Raw genomic sequence first — 11,362 nt, 5'->3', positions numbered from 1 at the left:
ATATAAAACCCTAAAACCTGCGGCGCACGCGCAGCGTGCGCCGCAGGTTTTAGATCTGAATTTTAATTATGCCTAGCTACTAAAAGAAATAAATAGTGACTCAAGCAAAGGCAGCAATGATGGCATAATTCTACCAACATAGAGACGAGACTGACTAAAAGCCTCCAGTATTTCAATAATCACACCTTATATACTTATGATTGCCATATTTGCGATCGCCAATATCATGATCGATCGCGGGCAATATCACGATCAATATATTTACGATCGCTTGGTTTCAACAAAAGCAGATACAATACTAAAGCGTTTAGAATATCTGTAACAAACAGGGCGATCGCCGCTATATATAAACTGGGCAAATGGGGTTCTGGAAAAGCTTATTTGGTTCTGACACCCTAGAACCGACAAAAAAAACAAAACTTCGCCAAGTGCCAAACCAAAGCGGACAGATTTTCTTTAGCACTGAAAAAGATATCGATCTCTACGAACTAGAAGAGTTATGTGACTCTGTAGGATGGGCAAGGCGACCAATTCGTAAGGTTCGGATTGCTTTACAGCATAGTTTTGTTGTCCTATCGATGTGGGAGCATCGTGGCGGTTTTCGACGTTTAATAGGGTTTGCTCGTGCTACCTCTGATTATGCCTTTAATGCCACCCTATGGGATGTGGTGATCCATCCCGATTTTCAAGGTAGAGGGTTAGGCAAAGCAATGATGGAGGAAATGATCCGCGAGTTACGTAAATCCGACATTAGCAATATCAGCCTCTTCGCCGATGCCCATGTGGTCGAGTTTTACAGTCAACTAGGTTTCAACGCTGATCCCGAAGGCATTAAAGGCATGTTTTGGTATCCATAGGCTACAACCATGAACCAAGATCAGTTATCAAGAATTGTACTGAAAGGGTTTAAATCAATCCGTGAATGTGATCTTAAATTAAAAAAACTCAATGTCTTGATTGGGGCTAATGGCTCTGGCAAGTCCAACTTTATCGCTATCTTTCGCATGATTCAACAAATACTTGCTAGAAACTTACAGCTTTATGTCAGTAAGCAAGGTGGTCCAGATTCTCTACTGTATTTCGGGCGCAAAAGCACTCCGCAAATGACTGCTGAATTTTACTTTGGTAATAACGGCTACAAATTTGTTCTAGAGCCAACCCAAGATAACCGCATGGTTTTTGCTGATGAGAATTTCTGGTGGAATAGATACGGTGATTGGCATGTTGGCTCGGGTTATTTTGAGACTAGAGTTGAATCACAAAAACAGCGTACAGAAATTTACGATTACACAGTACCAGTAATGCAAAGTTGGCGACTCTACCACTTCCACGATACTGGTGATAGTTCTTTAGTCAAACAACGTCAAGCCATAAACGATAATATTTATCTTAGATCAGACGCTCAAAATTTAGCAGCATATCTTTACTTCCTAAAAGAGCAGTATCAAACGCACTATCAAAGAATTGTCAAAACGATTCAGTTAGTAGCGCCATTCTTTGGGGATTTTTATTTGCGTCCTGCTCCTAATAATCAAGACCAAATTGAACTGGAATGGGTTGAAAAAGGTGAAGACGTGCCATTTAAAGCATATCAACTCTCCGATGGGACTTTGCGCTTTATTTGTCTTGCGACTGTGTTGATGCAACCAGAGGATAAGCAGCCCGAAATGATTTTGATTGATGAGCCAGAGTTGGGTTTACATCCCTACGCCATAAATGTTCTGGCTTCATTGCTGCGCTCTACAGCCAAATCTAAGCAAGTCATAGTTTCTACCCAGTCAGTAGCACTACTCAATGAGTTTGACGCATCTGATGTGATTGTGTGCGATCGCATCGAAGGGGCAACACATTTACACCGACTAGATGAAGATGCTTTAGCTGAATGGCTAGAAGAGTACTCTTTAGGTGAATTGTGGCAAAAAAATCTGTTGGGTGGTAGACCATCGCGATGATTAGAGTCCATATTTTCTGTGAGGGGCAAACCGAAGAAACCTTTGTGCGAGAACTGCTAACGAGCCATTTTGCTCGACTAGATATTTGGATTAATCCCATTATTTTGCGTACCAGTAAAATCGGTAAAGGTGGTATATCAACCTATGGCAAGCTTAAAAATCAGATTGAAAAAAAATGTAAGGAAGACCCTAATGCGTGGGTAACGACACTGATCGATTTTTATGGATTCCCGAAGGATTTCCCAAAATTAGCAATACCTACAGGTTTAGCATCAGTTAAGAGAGCAAAGATACTTCAGCAATCCTTTCAGGATGATATTGCAGAATCAAACTTCATTGCCAACCTGATGATTCATGAGTTTGAAAGTTTGTTGTTCAGTGAACCCGAAGCTTTTGAAAACTGGTGTGATGATCCACAAGTAGTCGTTAATCTGAGAAAGATTCGCTGTGGGTTTTCGTCACCTGAGCATATTAATGATGGCTATACGACAGCACCCTCTAAGCGGATTCTCAGTATATTTAGTCAATACGATAAGGTTTTACATGGCTCATTAGTTGCCCTAGACATCGGTTTAGAAACTATTCGCCGCGAATGTCCGATATTTAACAGTTGGATTGTGCGTCTTGAAAGTCTTGCGTAAACTCAAAAAATTTAAGATATGGCAAATTGTCTTTTCCTATTTGCATAATTACGTGTTAGTCTAGAAAAGCTTAATTTTTGATTTTTTATAGCTAAGACTATGCCTAAAGCTGGAATTCACCCAAAGTGGTATCCCGAAGCAAAAGTAATTTGCAACGGTGAAGTGGTAGCGACAATTGGTTCTACTCATCCTGAAATTAATGTTGATGTATGGTCGGGCAATCATCCCTTCTATACTGGTACGCAAAAGATTATCGATACCGAAGGTCGCGTAGAGCGCTTCTTGCGTAAGTACGGTATGTTTGATGAAAAAGCTGCTGTCGAAAATCAGGTCTAGCCAAGAATTGATTTAAGGTTGACCTAAATAAGCTGAATTTTCACTTTCTTTTTTGCGGTAACTCAAATTTCATGCCTGCTGCTTACTTAATCAAAAAGCTCGAATCTGTAGAACAAACCTTCAATGAACTGACTCGTCGGATGGGAGATCCTGACGTGGCGACCGATCACGGCGAGTTTCAGCGCATTGCGAAGGTGCGTGCTTCGTTGGAAGAGACGGTTCTGACCTACGAGACTTTTCGTAAGGCGGAGCAAGATTATAAAGAGTCGCAAGAAATCCTGAAGGAGTCAAATGACCCCGAACTTAAGGAAATGGCGGCTCTTGAGGTCGAAGAACTATCGTCAAAGTTAGAAGAGTTAGAGAAACGTCTCCAAATTCTCTTACTGCCCCAAGATCCTAATGACGATAAGAACATCATGCTGGAAATCCGTGCGGGTACGGGTGGTGATGAGGCGGGGATCTGGGCAGGAGATTTGGTGCGTCTATATACGCGCTATGCCGAGCGTCAAGGCTGGCGGGTAAAGATGGTAAGTGAAACTTTGGCGGAAATGGGTGGCTTTAAGGAAGCGATCATTGAAGTGCAAGGCGATCGCGTTTATAGCAAACTTAAGTTTGAGTCGGGTGTGCATCGGGTGCAGCGCGTCCCTGCTACGGAGTCTCAGGGACGAGTGCATACATCAACAGCGACAGTGGCAATTATGCCAGAAGTCGATGAGGTTGAGATTCACATCGATCCGAAGGATATTGAAATGTCTACGGCGCGATCAGGTGGTGCTGGTGGTCAAAACGTCAATAAGGTGGAAACAGCTGCTGATTTGTTTCACAAACCAACGGGGATTAGAATTTTCTGTACGGAAGAACGATCGCAGTTACAAAATAAAGAGCGGGCGATGCAGATTTTGCGAGCCAAACTCTATGAAATTAAATTGCGCGAGCAGCAAGCTGAAATTACCTCAATGCGGCGATCGCAGGTGGGTACAGGTTCTCGTTCCGAAAAGATTCGTACTTACAATTACAAAGATAGTCGCCTCACCGAGCATCGTCTGGGACAAAACTTTACTTTACCGCCAATTTTGGAAGGGGATCTAGAGGAAGTAATTCAAAGTTGCATTTCCAAAGATCAGCAGGAGCGTTTGCAGGAATTGGCGATCGCTACTGGAGACGATCTGGTTACTTAGTCTTCTTCTATGGTTATTGACATTGGTGTTAACCTCACTCATGTTGTAGTAACTTTATCAATCCAAATATTCGTAGTGGGAAGCCATGTATAGTTAATACCCGCATTTCTGTATCAGATGTGTTTGACTATCTCGGTGGGGAATGAGTGTTGAAGAGGTATTAGATGATTTTCCTGATTTAACACTTGCAGATATACAGGATTGCTTTGCATTTGCTGCCGATCGCGATCGCTGTTTAACAGTGGTTCCCTATTAGTGATTTTGAATTGAATTGCCTCTTCAAAAATTAAATAGCGATCACCTTACTTTAGAACTGGGGTTTGATATGAGTGTTCCATACTTCGCGCAAATGATTAGCATCATCTTGAGATAGCTGTCCTAATTTGGTAATTAGTAAAGACTTCTCTAAGCAATCAAGTCGGGATAAACGCACAGTTGACGCAACTCGCAAACCACTGGCTGACCAGTCTTTTAGTAAAACATCGGTTTGTGTTCTCGGTTGTGCGGATGTCACTGCTGCTAATACAACATCAGTTCCATCTAGCCAAAGAATTAATACGGGTCTCTTTTTTGAAGATATGCCATTTGTAAAAGGAATTGCTGCAACCCATATTTCTCCTGCCTTAATAGTCGTCATATAATCCTTCATCTTCTGGCGAATAACTTGTTAAGAAGGCATCATGGGCGCGATCGCCTGTTTTTGATTTGGGCTGAATGGTAATAAGCCATTTACCTTTGCCAATTCCTTCTATTATGGAGTTAGGTATTGTAAGTTTTTCTCCATCTTGAAGCTCTATTTCAAAAGCTAATTGTAATAACTGGCTTTTCATATAATTTAGGTCGCTAAAATATTTAAGATCCTAGCACAGAGTTTGAGTTGCAGAGCGATCGCCCCTCTCAATACCCAAAATCGCGATCGCCTCTCCACCAAAATTAAACAGCGATCGCCTTACTTCCTGTTTTTCCAATACCCAACTGCTCGACTGCAATGCATCACGGCTAAGATCAGAATATAATCTTGCTCAATCGTATAGAGGATTCCGTAAGGGAATTTCTTTGCCATGCATCGTCGAATATCTTCATCAATTGTGGCGTAACGATTAGGAGAGTCTTTAATCCGAAAAATTGCATCTTCAATTGCATTGATAAAAGCTTGCGCGATTTCCGTTCTCTGTTCAGCATAGTATTGAACCGCCTCAGAATATTCGGCAAGTGCATCGGGATGAAATACATACTTCATTACACAAGTAACCGCCTTACCTGAGCTAGAGCATCTTCTCCTTCGATTGTTTGAACAGTGCCATCACGAACTGCATCACGTCTTTTTTTTGCTTCGGCTGTCCATGTTGCTTGAATAGTTGGATCGGTGTCAAATTCTAGGCTTTCGACTAGTTTTTCTGCTAATAGCGCTCTAGAAATGCTAGGTAGAGATAATAATTCTTGCGTAAGAAGCTCTATTGATCTCATAAATAACCTCAAAGTAATGAGTATTTGGTATGTAGTCTAGCAAAAAACAAATTTAATGGGTGTAATATCGCCACTCCAAAAAAATCAAACAGCGATCAACTTCACCATTATTCAAAACTTTTTTACTTCAAAGCTATACTAATCCTTTTTTAGCATATTCTCCAAGCCATTCAGTTTTAGGCTTTAGCTCAAATAGAAGTGCTTCTATCAGACCAATGAAGATGTTTTTTTCCTCAAGTGCATTCTTTCTTTTAACTGCTTCATTTTGTTCATTTAAAATATACCAATTTAAGGAGAGATTGTTTAGAGGTTGAATGTTTAAGTCTCGACAAATTTGTTCACGCATCTCTAAATGCGAATGCAATAATTCGTTAACACTATATTTGGGCAGCATCTTCCACAATGTTCGGGAGCGGCGTAGCATATATATGATACCGCTGGAGTTTAAGGTGTCTGTTGTCAATAATGACCATTCATTCTCTAAAAAACTACGAACATTACAATATATTTCATGATCTTTTAGTGGATCTATACTTGAGAAAACCTGACTTATTTCGGCATAACAGTTATATTCTGTATTTAAAAAGATTCTAGCTATTGCTGGACTTTTATTAGCATTTTTACCTGCTAGCTTTAAATCTTCAAGCTTATGAAATCCTAAAGACTCAAGTTTTTGAGTATAGCTCTCTAAATTATTTAAATTTAATCTAGGAAACTCACTAGGATTTGTAGGAATGTATTCTGGGATATTAGAGAGAGACTTGAGTATTGTAGTTTTAGTGGAAGACAGTAATGAAGCGCCACTACGTATACTTATTAGGACAATTGCTATGAAAAACAATGCACTCACCCAGAAATTGTTTGGTAAGTTTTTGTTGATAAATGAGAAGTTAGAGAAAAATTTTGATAGTCTATATGAATTCCATAAAAATGTTGCCGCAATAACTACAGCAATGCTTAAAAAGAAATTAGTTAGAATTTTTAAAGTGGTTCTTGATCTTTTCATTTCTAAAATAATTACTGGTTATCAAGTTTTTTAGTTGTATTTGCGAAAATCAAAGTACTCAATTGACATGCAAAATATTTTGCAATACTAAATCCATCTCAGGATTTTTTACACATTTTCGACAGGCTCAGGCTTCCATCGCCGTACTTGTCTTGGATATCTGGTTATAACTTCACTTATTTCCATAGCCTATTAACTGGATAATCATCAATTTTTGTCTGCGCTAACTAGAGCCAACAATCGCTTTATAACCTGAGCAATAATCATGAAATATCTACTAATGGCTCCTCACAATCATTTGACATCACAATCATCCCTGTCATCGTTCCCGCTTGCCTATATTTTTTCTTGGGTATGTCATCACTTGCGATCGCAACACCAGATGACTTGTTCATTCCCTTACTCAACAAATATTCCGCATAGTGCAGAACCTCGATCTTGAGATCATCTGGCATTTTCGCAAAGATTTTGAGTACCTCATCATCTAGGGAAATACTGGTGCTAGGTTCTTGATCTTTAGTAATAGTTTGTTGCATTGATTTTCCCTCTGGTGCGATCGCAGATAGAAATATTGACAATTATGACCTATACACTTTCAACAGGTTCAGGCTTCCAAGTTGCGCCGTACTTGTCTTTGAGGGCAGACCATGCTTCGACTTGTCCTTCGGCATATTCCCCTGGTTTACCCCATTGGAGGAAAGCACTCATTTGCGCCTTATCATCAGCATCGAGGAAACGGATCGCGTAGGTGGTGAAATTGCCGCGTTTGGCTTCGGCGGTTTCAAAGCGGACATCGGTGATTTTGTCCATATTGAGGTGAAACTCGATATGTTCAGAATGCATATTCGCATACTTGCCCTTAGGGAGTTCCGCATAAAACAACTTCTCGATATTTACCCTTGCTTCTAGTACACCCGCATCACTGGTGACGATCAGGCGGACTAGTCCGAGAGTGTGACATTCTTCTAAAAAATCTTTTAAAGTAGCAGCCATAGGAATTTATTTAATATTAATTAATAAGTTTATGATGATGTTGTGAAATTTTTTTGCGATCGCAATATCCCTATTAAAGCCGAAAAGGGTTAGTGTGTGTAGCTTTTGGGGCATAAAAGTCGCGATCGCTGTTTAGTATCAAGAAATTCCAAAGCCCTCAAAAATGCTCTAAAGTTGACTACAAGCTCATTTACCCGCAATCATTCAAGCATTTATCTATGAAAATCGCCAAGAACATAACTGAATTAGTTGGACGTACCCCACTGGTCGAATTGCAGCGCATTCCCAAGGCGGAGGGCTGCGTGGCTCGAATTATCGTCAAATTAGAGGGCATGAATCCCGCCGCTTCCGTCAAGGATCGGATTGGCGTGAACATGATCCAAGAAGCCGAAGAACAGGGCTTGATTACGCCAAATAAGACAATTCTGGTAGAACCGACTTCGGGCAATACAGGGATCGCGCTGGCGATGGTGGCGGCGGCTAAGGGTTATAAATTGATCCTAACGATGCCAGAAACCATGAGTATGGAAAGGCGAGCGATGTTACGCGCCTATGGAGCTACCTTAGAACTGACTCCAGGCACAGAAGGCATGGGTGGCGCAATCCGACGCGCCAAGGAAATCAGCGAGAGCACTCCCGATGCTTATATGTTGCAACAGTTCCGCAACCCCTCAAATCCTGCCATTCACCGTAAGACTACTGCTGAAGAAATTTGGGAAGATACCGACGGACAGGTTGATTTTCTGATTTCGGGAGTTGGCACTGGCGGTACGATTACGGGCATTGCCGAAGTAATTAAATCGCGGAAGCCAGAGTTTAAAGCGATCGCGGTCGAGCCAGCCAATAGCCCCGTATTGTCGGGTGGTCGTCCTGGCCCCCATCGAATTCAAGGTATTGGCGCAGGATTTGTGCCTGAAGTTTTAAAAACAGAACTGATTGATGAGATTATCCCCGTGAGTGACGATCAGGCGATCGCTTTTGGACGTAGATTAGCTCGCGAAGAAGGGCTTTTATCGGGAATTTCCAGCGGTGCGGCGCTTTATGCGGCGGTGAAAATTGCCAAGCGACCAGAAAATGCGGGAAAAATGGTGGTGATGATTCAGCCCAGTTTTGGCGAACGTTATTTAAGTACTCCTCTATTCCAAGATCCTGAATTGATGGGACTTAGCTAAACAAAAAGAGCCGCGCAAAGCGCGGTTCTTTTTGTTTACAGCGCATTGCGCTCAAACCCAAACCAAGGGAATTTTTGAAAGCGTTGCTTTGCAACGCTTTCAAAAATTTCCTCATGGTTCGTTTGATCGATAATTGCTGTAAGACTTTTTGTTTAAGACTTTGCAATTACATTTTTCTTATAAGTTCCATCCAAAACCGAAAGTGCGGCTACATATTGCGGATCTTCTTTGGTTCCGAGCTGTTTGCGCGTAATTGGTTCGGTAAGGGCAACTTCCACATTCGGAATGATGCCGCGTTTGTGAATGTTGTGATGGAGAGGTGTTTCGTATTTAGCAATGGTTACCGCTAAACCTGCGCCATCTTCCAATTCATAAAGCGATTGAATTAAGCCTTTTCCATAGGTTTTAGTGCCGACCAATTGTGCGCGATTGGTTTCTTGTAATGCACCAGCCAGAATTTCGCTAGCACTGGCACTGCCACCATCGGTCAGTACCACTAAAGGATCGGTTGTAATGGCACTGCCTTTTGCCTCAAAGCTTTCCTGTACACCATGCCGATCCACTGTGTACACAACCGTTCCCTCAGGAATCCACATCCTCGCAATTTCTAGCCCTGCATCAAATAGACCTCCAGGATTACCGCGCAGATCGAGGACGTAGCGATCGGCTCCTTCTGCTTTAAACTTTTTGATGGTCTTTTCCATATCCGTCGCCGCATTGCCATTGAATTGGTTGAGACGGATATAGCCGACTTTGTGATTGTCTTCCTGATTGAGCTTAGCAATAATCGGAGTAACGGCAATGCGATCGCGTTTAATGACCACATCAAACTTCTCAAACTTCTCAAAGCCCTTATCATCGGCAAGGGGACGCTCGATCGTTAATTTGACTTCCGAACCGATCTCTCCTCGCATTCTGGTTGCGCATTCATCGAGACTTAACCCTTTGGTGGGAATGTTATCAATGCCCACAATGCGATCGCGCGATCGCAAACCCGCCGCATCCGCAGGCGAACCCTCGATCGGCGCAATCACGATTACATTATTTTTGGGCTCATCGACAGCAATTTGAAGCCCCACACCAGTTAACGCCCCTGCTGTGCTGGTTTGCATAGTCTTAAACTTGTCGGGTTCAAGCAATCTTGTAAAAGGATCGTCAAGCGTGGCAAGCATTTCGCGGATAGCCTGATAAGTATCATCATGGCTGTTAAATTTACGATTGACAAACTGGCGGCGAACTTTGTACCAATTTTGATGATTAAAATCAGCGTCAACATAGGAACGGTTGACGATCTGCCAAACATTAGTGAGAAATTTTTGTTCTTGTAAATAGTCCGTAACCGCAGCACTTGCCCCCAAGCTCCAGAAAAACTGTAAGGCGATCGCGAAACCAATGACGAGCCAAGACCAAATACGACGCTGTTTTATCATGCTCTGTACGCAAACTGTTTATCTAAAAATATTCTCTCTATCCTAACTAATCTAGCTTTCATCAAGCCTGATTTCTCATATTTTTCTAACTAATACCAATTCACGAAAGTGTTGTCACACTTTCGTGAATTAAATACCAAATCCAGTAAAGTTTTGAGATTCCTAAAATGGCGTTGCCATTTTGGGAATTGGTATAAGTAGCTAGGCGCAATTAAATATAAAATTCCAAAACCTGTAGCGCACGCTGCGCGTGCGCTACAGGTTTTTATTCTGGGTTCCAGCTACTTATCAAATCAAAAAACCAAAGATGAGTGGCGGTGCAAAGCGCCGCCATTCATCTTTGGTTTTTTGATTTGTCATATAAATTTAAAGAAGGGGTGAAATTTCTCTCCTCAATTTATCGATATTTTGGGATTTTTTAAATGCAGTTTTGGCGAAAATTGCCAGCGGCAATAATTTTCTATACTTGTATCCCTTGGCGGACGCAGGGAAATCTTGATTTTCGGGGAATAGCTCTTTATGCCCCACTAATTGGTCTGTCAATCGGTTTAGCGATCGCTGCTGTCGATTTCGGTTTGGGATGGCTTAAACCTTCATCTGATTTCATTTACCTGCGATCGCTTCTGACAATTTTATTAGGACTATTGATTACGGGTGGTTTGCATCTGGATGGGGCAATGGATACTGCTGACGGTTTAGCTGTGACCGATCCCGAACGCCGCCTTGAAGTGATGGCAGATAGCAATACGGGCGCTTTTGGGGCGATCGCGGGAATAGTGATTTTGTTATTAAAAGTAATGGCGTTGGCGGCGATTAGCGATCAGAGGGTTTGGATTTTAGCGGCTGTCTGGGCTTGGGCGCGGTGGGGGCAATTGCGGGCAATTATGGCTTATCCCTATCTCAAGGCGATGGGCAAGGGTAAATTCCATCGGGAGGATTTACATTATTGGCAAGTTTGGCTGGTGGCAGTTCTACTGATTGCGGGAGATCTTGCGATCGGATATTTTGCCCATGCTATCTCTTTCGCCTTTGGGTTATCAGCGATCGCTTTTACTATTACTTGGTTGCTCGGCGCATGGTTTAACCGACAGCTCGGCGGACAGACGGGGGATACCTATGGCGCGATCGTGGAATGGACTGAAGCGTTAAGTTTATGCGCGATCGCCTATTTGATATGAGTATATGGG

At 42.1% G+C, this 11,362-nt stretch carries 16 protein-coding genes and 1 pseudogene; 9 read left to right on the top strand and 8 right to left on the bottom strand.

From position 1 onward, the window contains the following. The first annotated feature begins 196 nt into the window (after positions 1 to 196). The 7 genes and pseudogenes from PseudUWO310_RS23645 (at position 197) to PseudUWO310_RS23950 (ending at position 4,363) form a co-directional block, all read left to right on the top strand. Positions 197 to 322, top strand: a complete 126-nt coding sequence (locus PseudUWO310_RS23645; RefSeq protein ID WP_263363443.1) for a hypothetical protein — start codon at positions 197 to 199, stop codon at positions 320 to 322. A 37-nt stretch (positions 323 to 359) separates the two neighbouring features. Then, a complete protein-coding gene (locus PseudUWO310_RS13780) occupies positions 360 to 857 on the top strand; it encodes a GNAT family N-acetyltransferase (protein ID WP_009627612.1) in 498 nt (165 codons plus the stop codon). 9 nt (positions 858 to 866) lie between these two features. Then, positions 867 to 1,952, top strand: a complete 1,086-nt coding sequence (locus PseudUWO310_RS13775; protein ID WP_142602185.1) for an AAA family ATPase — start codon at positions 867 to 869, stop codon at positions 1,950 to 1,952. Next, entirely contained in the window at positions 1,949 to 2,593 is a 645-nt protein-coding gene (locus PseudUWO310_RS13770) for a DUF4276 family protein (protein ID WP_142602183.1), read from the top strand. Before PseudUWO310_RS13775 ends, PseudUWO310_RS13770 begins: the two co-directional genes overlap by 4 nt. 99 nt (positions 2,594 to 2,692) lie before the next feature. After that, entirely contained in the window at positions 2,693 to 2,929 is a 237-nt protein-coding gene (gene rpmE, locus PseudUWO310_RS13765) for a 50S ribosomal protein L31 (RefSeq protein ID WP_009627609.1), read from the top strand. A gap of 71 nt (positions 2,930 to 3,000) precedes the next feature. Then, entirely contained in the window at positions 3,001 to 4,107 is a 1,107-nt protein-coding gene (gene prfA / locus PseudUWO310_RS13760) for a peptide chain release factor 1 (protein ID WP_009627608.1), read from the top strand. A 56-nt stretch (positions 4,108 to 4,163) separates the two neighbouring features. After that, positions 4,164 to 4,363: pseudogene (locus PseudUWO310_RS23950) on the top strand (DUF433 domain-containing protein). A gap of 51 nt (positions 4,364 to 4,414) precedes the next feature. On the opposite strand, the gene PseudUWO310_RS13750 reads toward PseudUWO310_RS23950, so the two are convergent. From PseudUWO310_RS13750 to PseudUWO310_RS13720, 7 genes are all read right to left on the bottom strand, one after another. Further along, positions 4,415 to 4,744, bottom strand: coding sequence for a type II toxin-antitoxin system PemK/MazF family toxin (locus tag PseudUWO310_RS13750; protein ID WP_142602181.1), 330 nt, complete (start codon positions 4,742 to 4,744; stop codon positions 4,415 to 4,417). Next, positions 4,731 to 4,937 (bottom strand): hypothetical protein, encoded by a 207-nt coding sequence (locus PseudUWO310_RS13745; RefSeq protein ID WP_142602179.1) that lies wholly within the window; start codon positions 4,935 to 4,937, stop codon positions 4,731 to 4,733. Before PseudUWO310_RS13745 ends, PseudUWO310_RS13750 begins: the two co-directional genes overlap by 14 nt. Before the next feature lie 119 nt (positions 4,938 to 5,056). Further along, positions 5,057 to 5,347: a type II toxin-antitoxin system RelE/ParE family toxin gene (locus PseudUWO310_RS13740; protein WP_142602177.1), complete on the bottom strand. Its 291-nt coding sequence runs from the start codon at positions 5,345 to 5,347 to the stop codon at positions 5,057 to 5,059. Next, positions 5,347 to 5,574 carry an addiction module protein gene (locus PseudUWO310_RS13735; RefSeq protein ID WP_142602175.1) on the bottom strand — a complete coding sequence of 76 codons (228 nt, stop codon included), beginning with the start codon at positions 5,572 to 5,574 and terminating at the stop codon, positions 5,347 to 5,349. Before PseudUWO310_RS13735 ends, PseudUWO310_RS13740 begins: the two co-directional genes overlap by 1 nt. Before the next feature lie 133 nt (positions 5,575 to 5,707). Beyond that, positions 5,708 to 6,580, bottom strand: coding sequence for a hypothetical protein (locus PseudUWO310_RS13730; RefSeq protein WP_142602173.1), 873 nt, complete (start codon positions 6,578 to 6,580; stop codon positions 5,708 to 5,710). A 263-nt stretch (positions 6,581 to 6,843) separates the two neighbouring features. After that, positions 6,844 to 7,116, bottom strand: coding sequence for a DUF2281 domain-containing protein (locus PseudUWO310_RS13725; protein WP_142602203.1), 273 nt, complete (start codon positions 7,114 to 7,116; stop codon positions 6,844 to 6,846). Between the two features lie 49 nt (positions 7,117 to 7,165). After that, complete coding sequence (locus PseudUWO310_RS13720; protein ID WP_142602171.1) at positions 7,166 to 7,573, bottom strand: ChuX/HutX family heme-like substrate-binding protein; 408 nt, start codon at positions 7,571 to 7,573, stop codon at positions 7,166 to 7,168. Positions 7,574 to 7,791: 218 nt separating this feature from the next. Here PseudUWO310_RS13720 and cysK point away from each other — a divergent pair, with 218 nt between their 5' ends. Next, positions 7,792 to 8,745, top strand: coding sequence for a cysteine synthase A (gene cysK, locus PseudUWO310_RS13715; protein WP_142602169.1), 954 nt, complete (start codon positions 7,792 to 7,794; stop codon positions 8,743 to 8,745). 152 nt (positions 8,746 to 8,897) lie between these two features. On the opposite strand, the gene PseudUWO310_RS13710 is transcribed toward cysK, so the two are convergent. Beyond that, on the bottom strand, positions 8,898 to 10,175 hold the full coding sequence (locus PseudUWO310_RS13710; RefSeq protein ID WP_190316027.1) for a S41 family peptidase: 1,278 nt from the start codon (positions 10,173 to 10,175) through the stop codon (positions 8,898 to 8,900). Positions 10,176 to 10,597: 422 nt separating this feature from the next. Between PseudUWO310_RS13710 and cobS the strand changes: the two genes are divergently transcribed. After that, positions 10,598 to 11,353: an adenosylcobinamide-GDP ribazoletransferase gene (cobS, locus tag PseudUWO310_RS13705; protein WP_142602166.1), complete on the top strand. Its 756-nt coding sequence runs from the start codon at positions 10,598 to 10,600 to the stop codon at positions 11,351 to 11,353. The last annotated feature ends 9 nt before the right edge of the window (positions 11,354 to 11,362 follow it).

It is taken from the genome of Pseudanabaena sp. UWO310, assembly GCF_006861605.1.
In the GTDB taxonomy this organism is placed as follows: Bacteria; Cyanobacteriota; Cyanobacteriia; order Pseudanabaenales; family Pseudanabaenaceae; genus Pseudanabaena.
Note: the sequence above shows the minus strand (reverse complement) of the source record. Positions and strands in the feature narration are given on the sequence as shown.

What these genes read in the sequence shown, in the direction of transcription:
- PseudUWO310_RS13720 (WP_142602171.1), bottom strand. Translation starts at nt 7,573, where the DNA reads ATGGCTGCTACTTTAAAAGATTTTTTAGAAGAATGTCACACTCTCGGA.
- PseudUWO310_RS13730 (WP_142602173.1), bottom strand. Translation starts at nt 6,580, where the DNA reads ATGAAAAGATCAAGAACCACTTTAAAAATTCTAACTAATTTCTTTTTA.
- PseudUWO310_RS13725 (WP_142602203.1), bottom strand. Translation starts at nt 7,116, where the DNA reads ATGCAACAAACTATTACTAAAGATCAAGAACCTAGCACCAGTATTTCC.
- rpmE (WP_009627609.1), top strand. Translation starts at nt 2,693, where the DNA reads ATGCCTAAAGCTGGAATTCACCCAAAGTGGTATCCCGAAGCAAAAGTA.
- cobS (WP_142602166.1), top strand. Translation starts at nt 10,598, where the DNA reads ATGCAGTTTTGGCGAAAATTGCCAGCGGCAATAATTTTCTATACTTGT.
- PseudUWO310_RS23645 (WP_263363443.1), top strand. Translation starts at nt 197, where the DNA reads ATGATTGCCATATTTGCGATCGCCAATATCATGATCGATCGCGGGCAA.
- PseudUWO310_RS13775 (WP_142602185.1), top strand. Translation starts at nt 867, where the DNA reads ATGAACCAAGATCAGTTATCAAGAATTGTACTGAAAGGGTTTAAATCA.
- prfA (WP_009627608.1), top strand. Translation starts at nt 3,001, where the DNA reads ATGCCTGCTGCTTACTTAATCAAAAAGCTCGAATCTGTAGAACAAACC.
- PseudUWO310_RS13780 (WP_009627612.1), top strand. Translation starts at nt 360, where the DNA reads ATGGGGTTCTGGAAAAGCTTATTTGGTTCTGACACCCTAGAACCGACA.
- PseudUWO310_RS13735 (WP_142602175.1), bottom strand. Translation starts at nt 5,574, where the DNA reads ATGAGATCAATAGAGCTTCTTACGCAAGAATTATTATCTCTACCTAGC.
- cysK (WP_142602169.1), top strand. Translation starts at nt 7,792, where the DNA reads ATGAAAATCGCCAAGAACATAACTGAATTAGTTGGACGTACCCCACTG.
- PseudUWO310_RS13770 (WP_142602183.1), top strand. Translation starts at nt 1,949, where the DNA reads ATGATTAGAGTCCATATTTTCTGTGAGGGGCAAACCGAAGAAACCTTT.
- PseudUWO310_RS13750 (WP_142602181.1), bottom strand. Translation starts at nt 4,744, where the DNA reads ATGACGACTATTAAGGCAGGAGAAATATGGGTTGCAGCAATTCCTTTT.
- PseudUWO310_RS13740 (WP_142602177.1), bottom strand. Translation starts at nt 5,347, where the DNA reads ATGAAGTATGTATTTCATCCCGATGCACTTGCCGAATATTCTGAGGCG.
- PseudUWO310_RS13710 (WP_190316027.1), bottom strand. Translation starts at nt 10,175, where the DNA reads ATGATAAAACAGCGTCGTATTTGGTCTTGGCTCGTCATTGGTTTCGCG.
- PseudUWO310_RS13745 (WP_142602179.1), bottom strand. Translation starts at nt 4,937, where the DNA reads ATGAAAAGCCAGTTATTACAATTAGCTTTTGAAATAGAGCTTCAAGAT.